We start from the raw sequence: 17,521 nt of genomic DNA, 5'->3' as shown, positions 1-17,521 counted from the left end.
TCTCCTTTACGTGAGTGGACGGGGCTGGCCGGGGCGCGCTGCCCCGGCCGGTTCACGAAGTACGCGATAGACCGGCTCATTTGCTTTCCGCCTGTTTCAGCTCCAGCACTTCTTTTGGCGTGACCATGTCGCCCTTGTTGTTGCCCCAGGCGTTACGTTCGTAGGTCACGACCGCTGCGATATCGACTTCCGACAACTGCTTGCCGAACGCCGCCATCGCGGTCCCCGGCTTGCCGAAATACACGCGGTGCAGGTGGTCGGCTTTTGGTCCGGTGGCGATCGGCGAGCCCTTGAGCGCCGGGAACATCGGCGGCAGGCCCTGGCCTTCGGCCTGGTGACAGGCCACACAGGTGGTGTGATAGATCTTGTCGCCGCGCTCTTTGAGCTCGTCCAGGGTCCATTCCTTGCTGGTCAGCTCCTTGAGCTGAGCGGCTTCGGCCTTGCGATCCGCCAGCCATTTGTCGTAGTCAGGCTTCTCCTTGACGTCGACCACGATCGGCATGAAGCCGTGATCCTTGCCGCACAGCTCGGCGCACTGGCCACGATAGAGGCCGGGCTTGTCGATCCGCGTCCAGGCCTCGTTGACGAATCCCGGGATGGCATCGCGCTTGACTGCAAACGCCGGCACCCACCACGAGTGGATCACGTCAGCGGAAGTCACGAGGAAGCGCACCTTGGCACCGACCGGCAGCACCAGCGGCTTGTCGACTTCGAGCAGGTAGTGCTCGCCCTTGGCTTCCTTGTTGTGAATCTGCTCGGCGGGGGTGGCCAGGTTGCTGAAGAATTCGACGTCCTGACCGAGGTATTTGTAGTGCCACTTCCACTGATACCCGGTGATCTGGATATCGATATCCGGCTCACTGCTGTCGTACATCTTGATCAGGGTCGCGGTTGCCGGAACGGCCATTGCCACCAGGATCAGCAGCGGTACGACGGTCCAGAGTATTTCGACGGTGGTGCTTTCGTGGAATTTGGCGGCGACCTGGCCGGTCGAGCGGCGGTGCACGATCATCGACCAGAACATGGCGCCGAAGACGATGATCCCGATCACCACACAGATCCAGAAAATGGTCATGTGCAGGTCGAAGACTGCGTGACTGATTTCAGTCGCTCCAGGCGCCATATTCACAGTCCAGGCCGCGTTGGCCTGGCTGAAAATCGACCACAACAGGAGGCCCATCCAGACGTGTGGATGTCGCATCATTGCGGGTTCCCCTTATCGTTCTTGTTATCCCGGAGGCTTTCGCCTGCGGCAAGGGAGCGGCTGCATCAGACTACGAACTTGAATTGCCGGGCCTTGCTGCGGGTGCAGTCGGGCGTCATCAGCTAACTCCATTCAATGGCGAGTATAGACAGCCACCGGGAATTGCAATGTCGACGCGTAAATGATCTGAAACAGCCCGGGCTTGCGCTCAAGGGCAGGAATGGAGAAGGATGCAGACGAGTGGTGGCACACAGATATAACGCCGGTGCATCAAGGATGAAATAATTATGACAAATGCGTCTTAGCATTTTTCGTAAGCCAGCTAACTTATGTCTTCCCTATTTCATTGCCTTGTACCCTGGAGTTTTCATGAACACCGCCGCATTGCGCGAGCAGATCCAAAAAGCCCGACAAACCGAACGTGAAACCGGACGGCTCCAGCGTCAGCTGCAAGCCAAGTTGCCTCACCTGCATTCGGCTATCCAATTGCCGGACGCCAACCGTGAAGAAGCGTTGACCAGCTTCGTCACCGCCTACATCGACGAAGTACCGGACATGCTGGATGCAGCCAATGAAGTCGCCAGGGAAGCGGGCATCGAATCGCAGATCAAACCGGTGCTGAAAATCGCCGAGCAGTACTTTCTCCAGCCGCCGGTCGGCCTGGACAGCCTGCTCGACGAAGCCTATCTGGCGCACCGTTTTGTCGAAGAGGTCAACGACCTGTACATCAAGCACCTCGGCCAGCCACTGATCCCTTTGGACATGACGGTCGCCAATCTGATTGCTCACCAATTGCTCGGTGAGGAATTTGCCAATCAACTGGACGAAGTCGTGCATCACGCCATTGATGAAATGCTCGACGACGAGAGTTTCGCGCTGGAATCGGTAGAAGCCTACCGCGACAAACTCAGCAGCCCGGACACTGGCGCTGCCTGGAAACGCTGGCCGTGCATGGGCCGCCGCCTGGGTGTGGGTCTGGAGCTGGATCAGCCGGCTGCCTGAGTAACACCCGATCCAATGTAGGAGCTGCCGCAGGCTGCGATCTTTTGATCTTGATTTTAAAAACCACGTCAAAAGATCGCAGCCTGCGGCAGCTCCTACAGGGGTTGAGTTCAACCGGGAAATTTACCCGGCCGCACCGATCCCGGTATTGGTCCGAACCCGTCCCTCAAGCCTGCGCTTCAACCCACGCGACTCGATCAACAGTTTCGAGCCCTTCGCCGCATTCGCCCGGCCCCATTCTTCCAGCAACTCCAGACACGAATGGTCGATGTAGCTCAGGTTATTGAGCGGCACATGCACCGTGGTGCCTGCGGGAATACTGCCCAGTACCTGGGTCAGCGCCGGGACCTTGAGGAAGGTTGCCGCGCCGACCAGGCGCAACTCCATTTCGCCCTCTTGTGGCAGGTCGATCAGGCTGATTTTCAGGCGTGAGGCCTTGAACGCCAGCTTCAACATGGTCAGGCCGAAACCGATCAGCACACCGGTCAACAGGTCGGTGAAAATGATCGCCAGCGCCGTGGCGGCGTAGGTGAACATCGGCATCCGCCCGTAGCGGCCCAGACCGCGAAACGCCTTGAGGTCGACCAGTTTGAAACCGGTGTAGACCAATACGCCGGCCAGACTCGCTACCGGAATGCTTTGCAGCACGCTCGACAGCAACAGCACGAACCCCAGCAGCCACAGACCATGGAAGATCGTCGAATAGCGGGTGGTCGCACCGGCCTGCACGTTGGCCGAGCTGCGCACGATCACCCCGGTCATCGGCAGCGCACCGACCAGACCGCAGAGCATGTTGCCGACACCTTGTGCCGACAGCTCACGGTCGAAATCCGAGCGCACACCGCTGTGCATGCGGTCCACCGCCGCGGCGGAGAGCAGGGTTTCGGCGCTGGCGATAAACGCCACGGCGAAAGCCGCAATCAGCAGGGTCGGGTCAGCCAGGTTCATCAAGTCCGCCGGCTTCAGCCAGTCGATGGCTTCGGCCAGATTTTCCGGCACCTCGACCCGTTTCACCTGCAACGCCAGCAGCAGACTGGCGCCGGTGGCCAGACCGACACCAAGCAATGCACCGGGAATAAACCGCAGCGAGTGTGGACGGAGTTTTTCCCACAGCCACATCACCGCAATGGTCGCCAGCCCAAGCAATCCGGCCTGCCAGCCGAACGACGGCAGGGCTTGCGCCACCGCGCTTGGGAACGCCGTGAGGTTATCCAGACCGGAGGCCTGCGGCTTGGCATCGAGCATCACGTGCACCTGTGAGAGCACGATCAACACGCCAATCCCCGCCAGCATGCCGTACACCACCGCTGGCGCTGTGACCCGAAACCAGCAACCGAGCTTCAGCCGCCCGGCCACCAGTTGCAGGAAACCGGCGAGCAGCAGAATCGGCCCGAGCATCTCGATACCGTGCTGGCGCACCAACTCGAACACCAGCACCGCCAAACCCGCCGCCGGCCCGCTGACCTGCAATGGCGAACCCGCCAGCCAACCGACCACCAGACCACCGATGATCCCGGTGATCAGGCCTTTGGCCGGCGGCAGCCCTGACGCAATCGCAATACCCATGCACAGTGGCAGGGCGACCAGGAACACAACCACCGAAGCCAGCAGCTCCCGTGGCAACACCGCTTTCAATTGAGCCGCACGCATGGCGATTCTCCCGAAATTTTCTTCAGGCGTGGCTGCGCCGAACCGCGGAAGCAGCGGACGGCGACCAACCACACAGATGTTTAGGAGGATTTAGAAGCGCGCTTTGGGCGTCGCCACCGGAATCGGCTGGCTGCCGTCGAGCGGCAGGAAGCGTCCCTGATCCGCGTCGTAGGCTTTGATTTCACTGGTTTCGATGTTGTAGACCCAGCCATGGATGAACAGCTGACCGTTCGCCATGCGCGAGGCTACCGAAGGATGGGTGCGCAAGTGCTGCAGTTGGGCAATGACGTTCTCCTCGGTGAGGATCGGCATGCTGTCTTTTTCGTCGATGCAGTTGCAGTTGTCATGCACCATGCTCTTTGCCACTTCCGCATGACGCAACCAGGCTTTGACCGTCGGCATTTTTTCCAGGCTGTCTGGATTGAGCACGGCACGCATGGCGCCGCAATCGGAGTGGCCGCAGATGATGATGTGCTGCACACCCAGCGCCAGCACCGCGTATTCGATGGCGGTGGAAACGCCGCCGTTCATCTGGCCGTAAGGCGGTACGACGTTGCCGACGTTACGGGTCACGAACAGATCGCCGGGCGAACTCTGGGTGATCAGTTCGGGGACGATGCGCGAATCGGCGCAGGTGATGAACATCGCCCGGGGCGATTGCGCCGTGGCGAGTTTCTTGAAGAGTTCTTCCTGCTGCGGGAAGACCTCATGATGAAAATGCAAGAAGCCGTCAACGATGGTTTTCAGCGCTGCATCGGCGGATGCCGCCCCAGGGACGGCTTGCGCCGACGCAGCCAACGGCTGTTTATCCTTGTCACTCATGATTCATCCTCTTTGGCGGATTCGGGGAGTCATTCCCGTGTGTTCCGGTGTAAAGCCAGTGGCTGTTCAAAACATCCGGGTCATCCAGACCCATCAGTCACTCGCTGAACAAGGTAGCCGCCGAAACTTAACTGAAACTGAATCAAGCGCTCTAGAACGTGTGTTCCAGGTCACAAAAACGTGACTGTGCACGTCGATGAAAGGAGCCGGCCCTGCAACCAGAATTGACCATCGCTAGATCAGCGACATCTGCCGACCCGGTGGACAGAAAGCCGTGCAATCGAGGTTGTAGCCCTCGCGGTGATTCAGGCCGAGGCGCTTGATGGCTTTGGCGAAACGCTGCGCGAGCAGGTCGGCGAACGGCCCTTCGCCGCGCATCCTCACGCCGAAACGGCTGTCGTAGAGTTCGCCGCCACGGCTCTGACGCACCAGACTCAACACGTGGGCGGCACGTTGCGGGTAGTGCGCCTGCAGCCACTCCTCGAACAGCGGCGCCACTTCCAGCGGCAGGCGCAGCATCATGTACGCGGCACTTTGCGCGCCGGCGGCCTGCGCCTCGGTGAGCAGGCTTTCGATTTCGCTGTCGTTGATCATCGGAATCATCGGAATCATCGGCGAGCACAGCACCCCGACCGGAACTCCCGCTTCGCGCATGACGCGGATCGCCCGCAACCGGGCTTTCGGCGCAGCGGCTCGCGGCTCCAGAATGCGTTTGAGTTCGTCGTCAAGGGTGGTCAGGCTGATCATCACCTTCACCAGCCGTTGTTGCGCCAGTTCGCTGAGCAGGTCGAGGTCGCGCAAGATCAGCGAACCCTTGGTGACGATGGTCACCGGATGCTTATAGCGCAGCAGCACTTCGAGGGTCTGGCGGGTGATCCGGTGTTCGCGTTCGATAGGCTGATACGGATCCGTGTTGGAGCCGAGATTGATCGGCGCGCATTGGTAATCGCGTTTGCTCAACTGTTCTTCCAGCACCTGGGCGGCATTGCTCTTGGCGATCAGCCGGGTTTCGAAATCCAGCCCCGGCGACATGTCCCAATAGGCGTGGCTGGGCCGCGCGTAACAGTAGATGCAACCGTGCTCGCAGCCGCGATAGGGATTGATCGAGCGGTCGAAGGGCAGGTCCGGCGAAGTGTTGCGGGTGATGATGGTTTTCGCGGTTTCGATCATCACCTCGGTGTTCTGCGTCTCGGGCACTTCCTGGTACCAGCCGTCATCCTCGGCCACCGAGCGATTCGGCGCGAAACGGTTGTGCGGGTTGGTCGCGGTGCCGCGTCCGCGTGGTGGCAATGGCGTGTGCATCACAGTGATCCTGATGGCTGTATGGGTATACAGTATCGGGCGAGCAAGCAGACGACCAGTGCCGTTCGGCGATTCGCTTATGGAAGTCACTTGCAGGGTTATTGATCGCATTGGTTTATTGCAATTCGGAGACACATCTTTCAACTGGCGGTGCAACTTGTTAGGTCGTTAATATTCGTCGCGTTGTACGTTTGCTATTTAGTATTTAAAAGGAATTAAATGTGTCTAACTTCAATCGGCGTGGCATCTTTTTACAAAAACTTGGCCCAACTCCGGTGGATCCGGATGAAGTGCTGGTGTCCATGCAGTTTGCGTTGAAAGAATCTGGCTGGGACGCAGAAAAGGCAGAGTCGACCGACTCCCTGCTGGATTCGCAGATCATCATTGCGGCTTCTTACGACGGTGGCCAAACTTTCGATGTGCGCAATCAAAAGGATATCGATGGCGACGGTGATATTGATGCAGATGACAAGGCCAAGTTGCTGGCGCTGGCCAAGGCTTATGTAAATATCATGAATCCTTAATCCGGATTAAGTGCTGCATAAGTTGTGGCGAATAACAAAAAAGCCCTGTGTGAATGAATGCGCACAGGGCTTTTTATTTAGTTATGGTGGGTGACCTGACCCAGGTCATCCGCCGAGGTGCTCGTCATGTCGCTGGTGCGTAAATGACTGACATCGTCAGCGCTGACCGGCGCGCCTTTATTACCCCAACTGCCACGAATAAACGTCACCACATCCGCCACTTCCTGATCCGACAGGCGCCAGGCGAAACCCGGCATGGTGAAGGTCGATGGCGCGGTGTGGGTAGCCGGCAAGGTACCGCCCTTGAGCACAATGTGAATCAGCGAGGTCGGGTCTTGGGTTTGCAGCACCGGATTGCCCGCCAGTGCCGGGAACACTCGGGTGTAGCCATGGCCGTCGGTGCGGTGGCAGGCCGCGCAGTTGTCGATGTACACCGCTGCGCCGCGTTGGCTGTCGTCGCCATTCCACAAGGCTTTGGCGACTTTCTCGTCGTACTGGTGCGGCTGATCGTTCGGATCCGTTGCGGGCAGTGACTTGAGGTAGCGAGCGATTGCGGTCAGGTCGGCGTCGGTCATGTATTGCATGCTGTGGGTGACCACGTCACTCATGCCGCCAAATACCGCGCTGCGGTCGCTGCGTCCGGTTTTGAGGAACTGCACCAGTTGCGCTTCGCTCCAGCTGCCCAAGCCGTCCTTGTGATCACCGCGCAAGCTCTTGGCGATCCAGCCTTCCAGCGGCGCACTGCCGGCGAGGAAGTTTTTCCCGTCAGTCGCGCTCAGGGATTTTTCCTGCATGGTCAGCGCCCGCGGCGTATGGCACGCGCCGCAATGGCCGAGGCCTTCAACCAGATAGGCGCCGCGATCGATCACCGGATCGTCCGAGGTCGCCTTGTAGTCTTCGACTTTTGGCGCGAACAGCCAACGCCAGCCCATCAGCGGCCAGCGCATGCTCAGCGGCCAGGGAATGTCGCTGGCCTTGTCCTCTTGCGCGACCGGTTCGACGCCGTGCATGAAATAGGCATACAGCGCCTGCATGTCGCTTTCGCTGACACGGGCGTAGGACGGATATGGCATCGCCGGGTACAAGGTACTGCCGTTTTTGGCGACGCCATGGCGCACGGCCTTGTCGAAATCCTCGAAGCTGTAATCGCCGAGTCCGGTTTTGTCCGGGGTGATGTTGGTTGAGTAGATCGTGCCGATCGGGGTTTCCATCGGCAGGCCGCCGGCGAACGGCTTGCCGCCCTTGGCGGTGTGGCAGGCCACGCAGTCGCCGGCACGGGCGAGGTATTCGCCTTGTTTGATCAACGCTGGATCGACGTCGGCAGCCTGTACAGCGACGCTGCCGAGCAGGGCCAGGGTAGCGATAACAATATTCTTCATGATCATCGCTCCTTATGCCTGAACCAGCGGGCCGGGGTTTTTCAGGTACTGCTCGCGGATCGCCTTGGCCGACCAGTAGGTCAGCGCTGCCACCAGACCGGTCGGGTTGTAACCCAGCCCTTGCGGGAATGCCGAAGCACCCGGTACGAACACGTTGTGCACGTCCCAGCTCTGCAGGTAGCGATTGAGTGCGCTCTTCTTCGGATCGGTGCCCATGATCGCGCCACCGTTGAGGTGGGTGGTCTGGTAGGAGGCGGTGTTGAAGTGATCACCGACCTGTTTGCCGATCACCGCGATGGCTTTCGGACCCATGGCTTGGGCGACCTTGCCCATTTTCTCGACCATGAAGCGGTTCATCTTGATGTCGTTTTCCTGCCAGTCGAAAGTCATGCGCAGCAGCGGCAAGCCGTAGGCATCGCGGTACACCGGATCAAGATCAAGATAGTTGCCGCGGTAGGACTGATGCGCGCCGTGGGCGTCCATCGACACCTGGTGGGTGTAGTAATCGGCGGTCGCACGTTTCCACGCGCTGCCCCAGGCCGGAGTGCCCGGCGGGTTCGAGGTTCCGGCAATCGGCCGGCTGCCGGCCTGGTTGACCCACATCGGCGAGCCGCCGACGAAGCCGTGCGGGCCGTGGTCGAAGTTGTCGGCGTTGAAGTCGTCCAGCGCCACGCCGTTGCCGCCGGCACCGATGAAATTGTTGGTGTGCGTGTCCTTGTCGAAGAACGCCTTGATGGTCGCCATGTTCTGGTAGGCAAAGTTGCGCCCGACCACGCCTTCGCCGCTGACCGGATCGTACGGCTTGCCGATGCCCGACAGCAGCATCAGGCGCACGTTGTGCAACTGGAAGGCGCCGAGGATCACCAGATCCGCCGGCTGCTCGATCTCGCGGCCCTGGCCGTCGATGTAAGTCACGCCGGTGGCTTTGGTTTTGCTGCTGTCGAGGTTGACCCGCAGCACGTGGGAATTGGGCCGCAGCTCGAAATTCGGCAGCGGCTTGAGTGCCGGCAGGATGTTCACGTTCGGCGAGGCCTTGGAGTACATGTAGCAGACGTAGCCGCTGCAGAAACCGCAGAAGTTGCACGGACCCATCTGTGCACCGTAGGGATTGGTGTAAGGCCCCGAAGTATTTGCCGAAGGCAGGTTGTAGGGTTTGTAACCGACTTCCGTCGCCGCTTTGCCAAACAGCTGTGCGGAAACCGTATTCTTCTGCGCTTCCAGCGGGAACGGATTGGAGCGATCCGGCGCGTAAGGGTTACCGCCCTTGCCCTGACCGACCAGTTGGCCTTTCACGGTCCAGGCCTGGCCGGAGGTGCCGAAGACTTTCTCGGCGAAATCGAAGAACGGCTCCAGCTCTTCATAGCTGACGCCGAAGTCCTGGATGGTCATGTCCTTGGGGATGAAGTTTTTCCCATAGCGTTCTTCGTAGTGGCTGCGCATGCGCAGTTCGATCGGGTCGACGCGGAAATGCACGCCCGACCAATGCAGACCGGCGCCGCCCACGCCATTACCCGGCAGGAACGCGCCCAACTGGCGGTTCGGCAAGGCGATGTCATTGACACTGTGGCGGATGGTGACGGTTTCTTTCGAGATGTCCTGAAAGAGTTTTTTCCGCACGCTGTAGGTGAGTTCGTCGATCACCTGCGGATAGTTGCCGTCGGGGTAAGTGTCCTGCATCGGCCCGCGCTCCAGCGCCAGCACGTTGAGCCCGGCTTCGGTCAGCTCCTTGGCCATGATCGCGCCAGTCCAGCCAAAACCGACGATCACCGCGTCGACCTTCTTCATTACGGTTGCCATGCTCACGCCCTCTCGCCGCGAATCGAAACTGCCGGGAAGGGGTATTGTTCGTTGCGTTCCACCCAATCCATGAAATCGGCGCGGGCGCCGGGGAAACCGATCATGGTCCAGCCGACCATGCCTTTATTGCCACCGTGGATCGGGTCGCAGAAGAACCCTTCCTTGGTGTTTTGCAGCAGCAGATTGAAGAAAATCTTCGGCGGAACCGCATCGAACTGCGGTTTGCCGGCTTCGAGTTGCTTGAGCAGATCGTCTCGGGTAGCGCTGTCTTGCTCGGCAAATGTTTTACCGTTGAGCGATTTTGTCCACTGTTCCGTGGCGGCGATGCCGAGGCGATAGATGTCTTTGGGCACCAGTTTGCTCTGCCAGCCCATTTCCGGCGCAGCGTCGGCGTTGAATGGACCTTGCATGTACCACAGCGCGCCGGCGGCGTACGAAGTATTCATCTGGCGGTCGATGTATTCCGGCACGCCGGCTTCGAGGGCACCCGGGCCTTGATCGTCGTTGGGGATCAACTGCGCCACCGCGGCGTTGATGAAGGCCCATTCCTCGGCGGTGAAGTAGCTCGGCTGATAAGCGCCAGCTTCGGTTTTCGCCGGGGCGGCAGCGGGTGCCGCCGGGGTGGCTTCAGGTGCGGCTTGCAAGACGCTGCTGCCCAGGCCAGTACCGGCAAGGGTGACCACCGGGATCAGGGTCAGGGATTTGCGCAAGAACTCGCGCCGCGGGTTGTCTCGATCTGCATCAGACATGGGAGTGCACCTCATCAGGCATTGATGGTGGTCCGTTTCTGCGAACGGCTTGAGCATTTTTTCGTCGCGGCGAGGGGCCCGTTTGACCGGGAAAAGGGGGACGCCTGCAACATCGTGTGACAAATGGTAGCAGGCTAATCATCGGGATGAATCGATTCTGCGGGAAAAGGCCGGTTTTTTTAGACGATGCTCGATGAAATCGCACCGATTCACGATTCTTTGACAACTGCCTCACAGGGCTTTGACTGCCGGACCTAGAAGCTGCGGATTCTTTCATTGATGAATCCCGATACGGTCGATCAGCATGTCCCGAGTGCGTGTTTTCTCTGCTTTGTGTTTATCGCTGGTGGCCTTGCTGCACTTGATGCCGGCCCAGGCTGACGCCGCTGTAACATCGCGCCCGCCTGAGTGGGCCACACCGGTGGAAGTGCAATACAACCTGTTCCAGATGTCGCCGACGCTGTACCGCAGTGCCTTGCCGGACGGCGGCGCGGTGCCGTTGCTGAAGAATCTGAAAGTGGCGACGGTGATCAACTTCTTGCCGGAAGCCGACAGCCGCTGGCTGTCCGAGCCGGGCATCACCCAGGTGCAACTGCCTTATCGCACCAATCATGTCGATGACGCCGATGTGCTCAAGACCCTGCGTGCGATTCAGGCTGCCGAAGCCAATGGCCCGGTGTTGATGCATTGCAAGCACGGTTCCGACCGCACCGGTCTGATGGCGGCGATGTACCGCATCGTGGTGCAGGGCTGGAGCAAGGAAGACGCACTGAATGAAATGACCCAGGGCGGTTTTGGCGAAAGCGGCCATTTCAAGGATGGCGTGCGCTATGTGATGCAGGCCGATGTCGACAAACTGCGCACCGCCCTGGCCAATGGCGATTGCAGCACCAGTGCGTTTGCCACCTGCTCGATGAAGAGCTGGTTCCAGTCGGTCAACCTCAAATAAGCCAAACCCTCCACGGCGTTGCACCGTGGAGGGTAATTCGCTGGCTCAGTCTTCGGACTTTTTCTTCAGTTTCGGATTCGGGAAGAACTGCACGGCCTGGACCTTCTTGTCCGGCGCCGGCTTGAGCGCGCTGGTATTGACCCGCGTGCCCAGCTCCTTGGGAACCGACAACCCCTGCTCGTTCAGCGTATCCGCGTAGCCGCAAGCCACGCATTCGCGGTGCGGCACGTCATCCTCGCTCCACATCATCAACTTGTCCGGCTCGCTGCACGCCGGGCAGACGGCCCCGGCGATAAAGCGTTTCTTGGTAATCACAGGTGCCTCACTCATGCTGCTGCGTCCTCACTCAGGCCGCTGTGGCGCAAGAGTGCGTCAATCGATGGCTCGCGGCCACGAAAGTCGACGAACAGCACCATCGGCGCCTGCGATCCGCCACGGGCCAGGATCGCCTCGCGGAACGCGCGACCGGTTTCAGCGTTGAGCACGCCGTCTTCTTCAAACTTGGAGAAGGCATCCGCCGACAGCACTTCCGCCCACTTGTAGCTGTAGTACCCCGCGGCGTAACCGCCAGCGAAGATGTGCGCGAAGCTGTTGGGGAAGCGGTTGTACGCCGGTGGACGCATCACCGACACCTCGTCGCGTACGCCTTCCAGCACCTGGGCAACGCTGCGCCCGTCACCGTGAGTGGCGTGCAGTTCGAAGTCGAACAGCGAGAACTCCAGCTGGCGGACCATCATCAGTCCGGACTGGAAGTTCTTCGCCGCGAGCATTTTTTCCAGCAGGTCCTGTGGCAGTGGCTCGCCGGTTTCGTAGTGACCGGAAATCAGTGCCAGGCCTTCCGGCTCCCAGCACCAGTTTTCCATGAACTGGCTCGGCAGCTCGACCGCATCCCACGCCACGCCGTTGATCCCGGAAACGCCGGCATGCTCGACGCGGGTCAACAAGTGGTGCAGGCCGTGACCGAACTCGTGGAACAGGGTGGTCACTTCATCGTGGGTCAGCAGCGCCGGTTTGCCGCTGTCGGCCGGGGTGAAGTTGCACACCAGGTTGGCCACCGGGCTTTGCAGCACGCCATTGATGGTGCGGCGACGGTCGCGGGCACCGTCCATCCATGCGCCGCCACGCTTGTTGGCGCGGGCGTAGAGGTCGAAGAAGAAGCGCCCGACGTGCTGGCCGTTTTCCTTGATCTCGAACAGGCGCACGTCCGGGTGCCAGCTGTCGAAACCTTTCAGTTCGGTGATTTCGATGCCGTACAGACGCTGGACGATCGCGAACAGACCGCCGAGGACCTTGTCGATCGGGAAGTAGGCGCGCAGGGTTTCCTGAGCGACGCTGTAGCGTTGTTCGCGGAGCTTCTCGCCGTAGAAACCGCTGTCCCAGCTTTGCAGGTCGGCGCAGCCCTGTTCGGCAGCGAAGGCGCGCAGTTGTTGCAGATCCTGGGCGGCGAACGGTTTGCTGCGCTTGGCCAGGTCGCGCAGAAAACTCAGCACCTGATCGCTGGACTCGGCCATCTTGGTGGCCAGGCTCAGCTCGGAGAAGCTGGCGAAACCGAGCAGTTTCGCCAGTTCCTGACGCAGATCGAGGATCTCTTCCATCACCGGGCCGTTGTCGTTCTGACCGGCATTCGGGCCTTGGTCCGACGCACGGGTGCAGTAAGCGGCGTAGACTTCTTCGCGCAGGGCGCGGTCCTGGGCGTAGGTCATCACCGCGTAGTAGCTGGGGAATTCCAGGGTGATCAGCCAGCCATCAAGGCCTTTGGCCTGAGCAGCGGCGGCCATTTGCGCCTTGGCCGAATCGGTGAGGCCGGCGAGGGCGGCTTCCTCGGTGATGTGCTTGGTCCACGCCTGCGTGGCGTCGAGCAGTTGGTTGGAGAAGCGGCTGCCCAGCTCGGACAGCTTGCTCTGCACTTCGGCGTAGCGCTTCTGTTCGGCTTCCGGCAGGTCGATACCCGACAGACGGAAATCGCGCAGGGCGTGTTCCAGAATGGTTTTTTGCGCCACGTCGAAACCGGCGGCTTCCGGGCTGTTGGCCAGCGCCTCATAGGCCTGGAACAGTTCGCGGTTCTGACCCATCTCGGTGGAGTAGGCGCTCAGGGCCGGCAGGCACGACTCGTAGGCTTCGCGCAGTTCGGCGCTATTGCACACGGCGTTGAGGTGGCTGACCGGGCTCCAGGCGGCGCCGAGGCGATCATTGAGTTCGTCCATTGCCAGGACCAGGCCGGCCCAGGTCGGGTTCTGGCCTTGGGTCTTGAGGATTTCGGCAATGGCGGCGCGGTTGTCGGCCAGAATGGTTTCGATGGCTGGCAGCACGTGTTCGGCACGGATCGTGGAGAACGGCGGCAGGTCGTAGGACTGCAGAAGAGGGTTGTTCACGCTCACGGTTGGCACCTTGGCTGAAAGAAACATGCATTTAGGAACATGGCCCCATCTTAATTACAATCGGCAGCGACCGCAGCTATCGGCAACAGAGAGAGAAATAATCGTGTCCGTTCGCAAGTACCAGAATCACACCCCGCAGCTGCGCAAAGGCGCGTTTGTCGACGCCTCGGCGGTGGTGATCGGCGACGTCGAAATCGGCGAAGACAGCTCCGTTTGGCCGCTGACGGTGATCCGTGGCGACATGCACCGCATCCGCATCGGCGCACGCACCAGCGTGCAGGACGGCTGCGTGCTGCACATCACCCATGCCGGGCCGTTCAACCCGGACGGTTTTCCGCTGCTGGTCGGCGATGACGTGACCATCGCCCACAAGGTCATGCTGCATGGCTGCACCGTCGGCAGCCGCGTGTTGATCGGCATGGGCAGTATCGTCATGGACGGCGCAGTGGTCGAAGACGATGTGATCATCGGCGCCGGCAGCCTGGTGCCACCGGGCAAGCGCCTGGAAAGCGGTTTCCTGTATGTGGGCAGCCCGGTGAAACAGGTGCGTGCGCTGACCGACAAGGAGCGCGCGTTCTTCACCTACAGCGCGGCGAACTACGTGAAGCTCAAGGATCTGCATCTGGCCGAAGGCTACGACCAGCTCTGAATTGCCTTACACCTGCCCAGGATTTCTCATGCATTACCAGACCGTACTGTTCGACCTCGATGGCACCTTGACCGACCCGCGTGAGGGCATCACCCGTTCCATCCAGTTCGCCCTTGGCAAGCTCGGCATCGACGAGCCGGACCTGACCAGACTCGAGCATTTCATCGGCCCGCCGCTGCTGCAGGCGTTCATGCAGTTCTACGATTTCGACGAGGCCAAGGCCTGGGAAGCGGTGAATTTCTACCGCGAGCGCTTCAAGGTCACCGGCCTCTACGAAAACCGCGTGTTCGACGGCGTCACGCCAATGCTGGAAACCCTGAGCGGCCAAGGGCGGCAGTTGTATATCGCGACTTCCAAGCCGTGGGTGTTCGCCCGCGAGATTGCCCGGCACTTCGACTTTGCCAGACACTTCAAGGTGATCTACGGCAGCGAGCTGGATGGCACCCGGACCAACAAGGTCGAGCTGATTGCGCATCTGCTGGCCGAGGAAGGGCTGGACCCGGCCAACACGCTGATGATCGGCGACCGCAAGCATGACCTGATTGGCGCGCGCAGCAACGGGCTGGATGCGGCGGCGGTGGGGTATGGGTTTGGCAGTTTTGAAGAGTTGAGTGCCGAGGCGCCGGCTTATCACTTTGAAACGTTGGCAGAGTTGCATCAGGCATTTTTGCGGCGCTGATGAGTCAGTCTTCGCGAGCAAGCCCGCTCCCACAGGGAGAATGCATTTCAACTGTGGGAGCGGGCTTGCTCGCGAAGGGGTCGGCTCAGCCCATGCGAAATCAGGATTCTGCCAACGCTCTAAGTGAAGCTTTACGCTCAGTCAGCGGCAGCTCACCCAGCTTCTCCACCTCGGCATAAAACCTCAGCCAATCCCCGCCAACCTGCCTGAACAGCGCCGCAAACGCCGGAACCCACTGGTCATACAGGCCGAACGGCAACAGCCGCGCATTGTTCAGCGGCATGTTCACCCATGCGTCATAACGCTTGTCCCCGGCCCACTGAGTGTCGCGCATCACACGATATTCGCGACGAAACAGCTCGAATGTTGCCGCTTTGCGCTCGCGCATCTGTTCGGCGGGTAGTGGCTGGGCGTAGAGCTTTTCCAGCCGTGAGCGGGTTTGCAGCACCAGTTCGATGAACTGGTCGCGCTGCTGGAGCCGCGAATCGGTATCCGGCGGCAGGCCACGGAACGCGCGCCATTGGCGGGTGCCTTCCTGCTCGACAAACGTGGCAAACGACTCGTTGAACTCGGTGTCGTCCTTCACGTAGAAACGCTGATGCGCCAGCTCATGAAAGATCAATGTGGCCAGGCGCTCGTCGCCCCAGCCCATCATCGAATTGAGAATCGGGTCATTGAACCAGCCGAGGGTCGAATAGGCCTCGACGCCGCCAATCGACACGTCCATGCCCTGCAGGCGCTGGATCGCCGCTTCGCCACGGGCGGCGCTCTGGCTGTAGTAGCCGCGGTAGGCCACGCAGCCGGCGATCGGGAAGCAGTGGTTCTGCGGGGTCAGGGAAAACTCCGGGGTGGCGAACACATTCCACACCACGTAGGGCCGGCCGATGTCGGCGTACAGGCGATAGCTCTGGTTATCCGGCAGGTGCAGCTGTTCGCTGGCGAAGCTGCGGGCCTTCTGCGACTGGATCAGGTGCGTACGCAGCGACGCGTCGCGGCTGGGGTCGGCAATCACCTTGGCCACCGGCTCGCGCGCGCGCAGCAACTGCAACTGGCCACTGGCCAACTGGCTGTAATAGCTGACGCTGGAACAACCGTTGAGCAACAAAAACATCGCACCCGGAAACAAAATCCGGAAAACGCGATCAAGTAACCCATGGCTTGAAAGCGGCCTGCTCACAATAAAAATCCTGTGGAAAGTCTGCCCGCAAGACTATCCCGCCATTCGGAGCTTCGCTATGCGCATGTTGTTGCTGACTGGAGGCCTGCTGACGCTGGCCGGTTGTGCCGGATTCGGAATGCCCGACCCTGACCCCTCGCAAGCCTGGATCGATCTCGATGCCCGGCAACAGGATACGGCGCTGCAAGCGCTGCAGGTCGATAGCCGGAGCACGGTCGACAAACGTTATTTCGAAGTGCAGCCCGGCAGTCATGAGTTGAAGGTGCGTTATCAGTTCCCGGTCGCCGCCAGCAACATCGGCCCCGACGCCGAACCGTTGTGGCGTGACTGCCAGTTGAACGTGAAATTCAACGAGTTCAACGCCGGTCAGCGCTATCAACTGCAGGCCGGCAGCATCGGATTCCGGCCTTGGGCAAAGCTTTATGACGAGCAGCGCAAAGTGGTCGGTCAAGGTACCCCGGCAGGCTGTCAGCGCACTTGATCGGCGCTATGCTGGAGGTCTGAACCCTTGGACATCCATCATGCGCAAGTCGCTGTTGTTGCTCGCGGTCGGCGTTCTCGCCGGCTGCCAAACCCCGCTGCCGCCGGTCGATCCGAACATGGCCTGGGTCGATTTCTCGACTCCGACCCCCGGCGGCAAACTGCTCATGGCTGAGCGCCTGGATAACGTACGTCTGAATGACGGCAGGTTTTTCCAGGTCACGCCCGGCAGTCATGAGCTACGGGTGCGTTTCGACTTCGAAGTGTTTGGCGGGGGCGGCAGTCTGATGACCGGCCCCATCGAGCGCCTGTGCTATCTGTACATCCGCTACGACCATTTCGAGGCCGGTCAGCGTTACCTGCTGGAAGGGCGCTCTCTGGGATTCATCCCGAGTGCGCGGTTGTACAACGCCAAGCGCGAGATCGTTGCCGAGGATCGGGACATGGACTGTCTGATCTGAGGCGACTCAGTTTTCGTTTTTCTGGTAAATGATCGCTTTGGTGCCGTACTCGCAGGTACCGACGACCATGGCTACATCGTGTTTTTCGGCCTCTTCCTTGCTGACGATTTCCAGCGTGTAGGAGGGAATGGCTTTCGCCTGGATCTTGACCTCGATCTCTTTTTTCAATTCTTCACAGTCTTTCGGTGCGGCAAGAACCGTTGTGGCCAGTGCACTGCAGAGAATCGCCAAGCCAATACGTTGCATAGTTGAAGCTCCTTGGAGCAGCGCGCACGGGCGTGCGCTGAACCTGCTGTCACTTATTCGACCATATTTTGCT

18 protein-coding genes are annotated in these 17,521 nt (G+C 60.3%); 7 read left to right on the top strand and 11 right to left on the bottom strand.

What is annotated here, in order from left to right; translation table 11 throughout:
- Positions 1-76: 76 nt before the first annotated feature.
- A complete protein-coding gene (gene coxB, locus ACXR0M_RS00200) occupies positions 77-1,204 on the bottom strand; it encodes a cytochrome c oxidase subunit II (RefSeq protein ID WP_458828846.1) in 1,128 nt (375 codons plus the stop codon).
- Positions 1,205-1,573: 369 nt separating this feature from the next.
- On the opposite strand from coxB, the gene ACXR0M_RS00195 reads away from it, so the two are divergent.
- The gene (locus ACXR0M_RS00195) at positions 1,574-2,206 is read left to right on the top strand and encodes a hypothetical protein (RefSeq protein ID WP_458828844.1); all 633 of its coding nucleotides are present in this window, start codon (positions 1,574-1,576) and stop codon (positions 2,204-2,206) included.
- 123 nt (positions 2,207-2,329) lie between these two features.
- Here the strand turns inward: ACXR0M_RS00195 and ACXR0M_RS00190 are convergent, their stop codons facing one another.
- The 3 genes from ACXR0M_RS00190 to ACXR0M_RS00180 all read right to left on the bottom strand — a co-directional run bounded on the left by ACXR0M_RS00190 (position 2,330) and on the right by ACXR0M_RS00180 (position 5,980).
- Positions 2,330-3,856, bottom strand: coding sequence for a SulP family inorganic anion transporter (locus tag ACXR0M_RS00190; protein ID WP_458828843.1), 1,527 nt, complete (start codon positions 3,854-3,856; stop codon positions 2,330-2,332).
- A 90-nt stretch (positions 3,857-3,946) separates the two neighbouring features.
- Positions 3,947-4,678, bottom strand: a complete 732-nt coding sequence (locus tag ACXR0M_RS00185) for a carbonic anhydrase (RefSeq protein ID WP_458828841.1) — start codon at positions 4,676-4,678, stop codon at positions 3,947-3,949.
- A 234-nt stretch (positions 4,679-4,912) separates the two neighbouring features.
- Complete coding sequence (locus ACXR0M_RS00180) at positions 4,913-5,980, bottom strand: PA0069 family radical SAM protein (protein ID WP_458828839.1); 1,068 nt, start codon at positions 5,978-5,980, stop codon at positions 4,913-4,915.
- A gap of 221 nt (positions 5,981-6,201) precedes the next feature.
- Here ACXR0M_RS00180 and ACXR0M_RS00175 point away from each other — a divergent pair, with 221 nt between their 5' ends.
- Positions 6,202-6,504, top strand: coding sequence for a hypothetical protein (locus tag ACXR0M_RS00175; protein WP_458828838.1), 303 nt, complete (start codon positions 6,202-6,204; stop codon positions 6,502-6,504).
- A 77-nt stretch (positions 6,505-6,581) separates the two neighbouring features.
- Here ACXR0M_RS00175 and ACXR0M_RS00170 read toward each other — a convergent pair whose 3' ends face one another.
- Genes ACXR0M_RS00170 through ACXR0M_RS00160 form a run of 3 tightly spaced genes read right to left on the bottom strand, consistent with a single transcriptional unit; the run spans position 6,582 to position 10,429 of the window.
- Positions 6,582-7,883, bottom strand: a complete 1,302-nt coding sequence (locus ACXR0M_RS00170) for a c-type cytochrome (protein WP_458828836.1) — start codon at positions 7,881-7,883, stop codon at positions 6,582-6,584.
- Between the two features lie 12 nt (positions 7,884-7,895).
- Positions 7,896-9,680 carry a GMC family oxidoreductase gene (locus tag ACXR0M_RS00165; RefSeq protein ID WP_458828834.1) on the bottom strand — a complete coding sequence of 595 codons (1,785 nt, stop codon included), beginning with the start codon at positions 9,678-9,680 and terminating at the stop codon, positions 7,896-7,898.
- Positions 9,681-9,682: 2 nt separating this feature from the next.
- Positions 9,683-10,429 carry a gluconate 2-dehydrogenase subunit 3 family protein gene (locus ACXR0M_RS00160; RefSeq protein WP_458828833.1) on the bottom strand — a complete coding sequence of 249 codons (747 nt, stop codon included), beginning with the start codon at positions 10,427-10,429 and terminating at the stop codon, positions 9,683-9,685.
- Positions 10,430-10,733: 304 nt separating this feature from the next.
- Here ACXR0M_RS00160 and ACXR0M_RS00155 point away from each other — a divergent pair, with 304 nt between their 5' ends.
- Positions 10,734-11,378, top strand: coding sequence for a dual specificity protein phosphatase family protein (locus tag ACXR0M_RS00155; protein WP_458828831.1), 645 nt, complete (start codon positions 10,734-10,736; stop codon positions 11,376-11,378).
- A gap of 45 nt (positions 11,379-11,423) precedes the next feature.
- Here ACXR0M_RS00155 and ACXR0M_RS00150 read toward each other — a convergent pair whose 3' ends face one another.
- Together ACXR0M_RS00150 and prlC are read right to left on the bottom strand one after the other, a co-directional pair.
- The gene (locus ACXR0M_RS00150) at positions 11,424-11,708 is read right to left on the bottom strand and encodes a YheV family putative zinc ribbon protein (protein ID WP_458828829.1); all 285 of its coding nucleotides are present in this window, start codon (positions 11,706-11,708) and stop codon (positions 11,424-11,426) included.
- The gene (gene prlC / locus ACXR0M_RS00145; RefSeq protein WP_458828827.1) at positions 11,705-13,783 is read right to left on the bottom strand and encodes an oligopeptidase A; all 2,079 of its coding nucleotides are present in this window, start codon (positions 13,781-13,783) and stop codon (positions 11,705-11,707) included. Before prlC ends, ACXR0M_RS00150 begins: the two co-directional genes overlap by 4 nt.
- 76 nt (positions 13,784-13,859) lie before the next feature.
- Between prlC and ACXR0M_RS00140 the strand changes: the two genes are divergently transcribed.
- A complete protein-coding gene (locus ACXR0M_RS00140) occupies positions 13,860-14,405 on the top strand; it encodes a gamma carbonic anhydrase family protein (RefSeq protein ID WP_458828825.1) in 546 nt (181 codons plus the stop codon).
- Between the two features lie 28 nt (positions 14,406-14,433).
- A complete protein-coding gene (locus tag ACXR0M_RS00135; protein ID WP_458828823.1) occupies positions 14,434-15,084 on the top strand; it encodes an HAD family hydrolase in 651 nt (216 codons plus the stop codon).
- A 100-nt stretch (positions 15,085-15,184) separates the two neighbouring features.
- Here ACXR0M_RS00135 and ACXR0M_RS00130 read toward each other — a convergent pair whose 3' ends face one another.
- Positions 15,185-16,261 (bottom strand): aminopeptidase, encoded by a 1,077-nt coding sequence (locus ACXR0M_RS00130; RefSeq protein ID WP_458828821.1) that lies wholly within the window; start codon positions 16,259-16,261, stop codon positions 15,185-15,187.
- Positions 16,262-16,319: 58 nt separating this feature from the next.
- On the opposite strand from ACXR0M_RS00130, the gene ACXR0M_RS00125 reads away from it, so the two are divergent.
- Positions 16,320-16,742: a PA0061/PA0062 family lipoprotein gene (locus tag ACXR0M_RS00125; protein WP_458828819.1), complete on the top strand. Its 423-nt coding sequence runs from the start codon at positions 16,320-16,322 to the stop codon at positions 16,740-16,742.
- 40 nt (positions 16,743-16,782) lie between these two features.
- Positions 16,783-17,202, top strand: coding sequence for a PA0061/PA0062 family lipoprotein (locus ACXR0M_RS00120; RefSeq protein ID WP_458828818.1), 420 nt, complete (start codon positions 16,783-16,785; stop codon positions 17,200-17,202).
- Between the two features lie 6 nt (positions 17,203-17,208).
- Here ACXR0M_RS00120 and ACXR0M_RS00115 read toward each other — a convergent pair whose 3' ends face one another.
- Entirely contained in the window at positions 17,209-17,448 is a 240-nt protein-coding gene (locus ACXR0M_RS00115) for a DUF1161 domain-containing protein (RefSeq protein WP_458828816.1), read from the bottom strand.
- Positions 17,449-17,521 lie beyond the last annotated feature (73 nt).

The sequence above is a fragment of the Pseudomonas sp. Eth.TT006 genome, from assembly GCF_054456575.1.
This window is presented reverse-complemented; position numbering and strand designations above follow the sequence as displayed.

Bases quoted from the DNA above. Each gene is read 5' to 3' on its own strand.
- coxB (WP_458828846.1), bottom strand. From the start codon at position 1,204: ATGATGCGACATCCACACGTCTGGATGGGCCTCCTGTTGTGGTCGATT.
- ACXR0M_RS00195 (WP_458828844.1), top strand. From the start codon at position 1,574: ATGAACACCGCCGCATTGCGCGAGCAGATCCAAAAAGCCCGACAAACC.
- ACXR0M_RS00190 (WP_458828843.1), bottom strand. From the start codon at position 3,856: ATGCGTGCGGCTCAATTGAAAGCGGTGTTGCCACGGGAGCTGCTGGCT.
- ACXR0M_RS00185 (WP_458828841.1), bottom strand. From the start codon at position 4,678: ATGAGTGACAAGGATAAACAGCCGTTGGCTGCGTCGGCGCAAGCCGTC.
- ACXR0M_RS00180 (WP_458828839.1), bottom strand. From the start codon at position 5,980: ATGCACACGCCATTGCCACCACGCGGACGCGGCACCGCGACCAACCCG.
- ACXR0M_RS00170 (WP_458828836.1), bottom strand. From the start codon at position 7,883: ATGAAGAATATTGTTATCGCTACCCTGGCCCTGCTCGGCAGCGTCGCT.
- ACXR0M_RS00165 (WP_458828834.1), bottom strand. From the start codon at position 9,680: ATGGCAACCGTAATGAAGAAGGTCGACGCGGTGATCGTCGGTTTTGGC.
- ACXR0M_RS00160 (WP_458828833.1), bottom strand. From the start codon at position 10,429: ATGTCTGATGCAGATCGAGACAACCCGCGGCGCGAGTTCTTGCGCAAA.
- ACXR0M_RS00155 (WP_458828831.1), top strand. From the start codon at position 10,734: ATGTCCCGAGTGCGTGTTTTCTCTGCTTTGTGTTTATCGCTGGTGGCC.
- ACXR0M_RS00150 (WP_458828829.1), bottom strand. From the start codon at position 11,708: ATGAGTGAGGCACCTGTGATTACCAAGAAACGCTTTATCGCCGGGGCC.
- prlC (WP_458828827.1), bottom strand. From the start codon at position 13,783: ATGTTTCTTTCAGCCAAGGTGCCAACCGTGAGCGTGAACAACCCTCTT.
- ACXR0M_RS00135 (WP_458828823.1), top strand. From the start codon at position 14,434: ATGCATTACCAGACCGTACTGTTCGACCTCGATGGCACCTTGACCGAC.
- ACXR0M_RS00125 (WP_458828819.1), top strand. From the start codon at position 16,320: ATGCGCATGTTGTTGCTGACTGGAGGCCTGCTGACGCTGGCCGGTTGT.
- ACXR0M_RS00120 (WP_458828818.1), top strand. From the start codon at position 16,783: ATGCGCAAGTCGCTGTTGTTGCTCGCGGTCGGCGTTCTCGCCGGCTGC.
- ACXR0M_RS00115 (WP_458828816.1), bottom strand. From the start codon at position 17,448: ATGCAACGTATTGGCTTGGCGATTCTCTGCAGTGCACTGGCCACAACG.